At 68.6% G+C, this 1,703-nt stretch carries 1 protein-coding gene; it reads left to right on the forward strand.

The window, feature by feature from the left end; all coding sequences use genetic code 11:
• Positions 1-80: 80 nt before the first annotated feature.
• Positions 81-1,679, forward strand: a complete 1,599-nt coding sequence (locus ACWD3E_RS43260) for an ISL3 family transposase (protein ID WP_451392939.1) — start codon at positions 81-83, stop codon at positions 1,677-1,679.
• The last annotated feature ends 24 nt before the right edge of the window (positions 1,680-1,703 follow it).

Below are 1,703 nucleotides of genomic sequence, written 5' to 3' on the forward strand. Positions count from 1 at the left end.
AGTCAGGCTCCTTCGAGCCATACACGAAGTCGCCCGAAAATGATTCGTGGGCAAGGTGGTTGGGCTGACAGTTCGGGGCCGTGGAAGAGGTCGTGCTCCGGCTGAAGGAGTTGTTGTTCCCGTCGATCGCGGACGTCGCGGTGCTGTCGGTGGACGTGAACATCGAGATAGTGCGCGTTGATGCACAATGTGTCGCGGACGGCGCCGTGTGTCCGGTCTGCGGGGTCTGGTCGAACCGGGTTCATGGTTCCTACCTGCGGTTTCCCGCTGATGTGCCGAGCGGTGGCCGAAGCGTTGTTCTCCAGCTGAGGGTCCGCCGGTTCACCTGCGGGAACTCGGGCTGCGCACGCCGTACCTTCGTCGAGCAGATACCCGGACTGACACGTCGGCACGGTCAGCGGACCGAGCGGTTGCGCTCCTCCCTGGCCGCTGTCGGCCTGGCCCTCGCGGGCCGGGCCGGGGCCCGCATCGCCCGCGTTCTCGGGGTGTCCGTCAGCCGCAGCACGGTGCTCCGGCTGGTGGACGATCTTCCCGAACCTGAGATCCCCGTGCCGCGGGTGGTTGGCGTCGATGAGTACGCCACCCGCAAGGGCCGCCACTACGGCACCGTCCTCGTCGACATCGAGACCCGTCGCCCTGTCGATCTGCTGCCGGACCGGGAGGCGTCCAGCCTGGCGGCCTGGCTCACCGACCGGCCGGGCGTCGAAGTCGTTTGCCGGGACCGGGCGCCGTTCTTCGCCGATGGCGCCTCCGCCGGCGCTCCGCAGGCCGTCCAGGTCGCGGACCGGTGGCATCTCTGGCACAACCTGAGCGAGGCCGCTGAGCGGGCCGTCGCCCAGCACCGCCGCTGCCTGCGGGCTCTCCTCCCGGCCGCCCCCGAACCCGAGCCGGAACCCGCCCCGGAAGAAGAACCGTCCGGTTCACCCTGGCCGACCGGACACCGGTTCGCCGACCGCACCCGAGCCCGGCACGCTTCCGTTCACGCGCTCCTGGAGGCAGGACACAGCCTGCGTTCGGTCCAGCGGCAGCTCGGGATGGCCTGGCACACCGTCAAACGGTTCGCCGACGCCGCGAACCCGGAGGATCTGTTCACCGGCCAGTGGCAGAACCGGCCCTCGGTCCTCGACGACTACAAGCCCTACCTGGACGACCGCTGGAACGAGGGCGTCACCAACGCGTGGAAGCTGTGGGAGGAGCTCGTGCCGCTCGGCTACAAGGGTAGCTACCAGCGCGTCCGTGCCTACCTGCACAAGAAGCGCACCTCACCACGACCGGTGACCGCCCGGCCGCCCTCGCCCCGAACGGTCTCTAAATGGATCCTCAGCCGCCCGGAAACTCTCACCGAGCCGGAACAACTCCAGCTCAAGGCCATCCGCACCCAGTGCCCCGAACTCGATGCCCTCACCCGGCATGTCCGGTCCTTCGCGGCCATGCTCACCGACCGCCAGGGCGAGCGTCTCCTGGCCTGGCTCGACGCCGTCCGGCAGGACGACCTCCCCAGCCTCCACACCCTCGCCGCCGGTATCGATCGCGACCTCGACGCCGTCACCGCCGGCTTGACCCTGCCTTGGAGCTCGGGCGCAGTCGAGGGGCATGTCAACCGGATCAAGATGCTCAAGCGCCAGATGTTCGGGCGGGCAGGCTTCCAACTTCTTCGCAAACGCGTCCTATTGGCGTAACGGAGAGTGGCCGCGTCACAGAAG

The organism is Streptomyces sp. NPDC002676 (genome assembly GCF_053592455.1).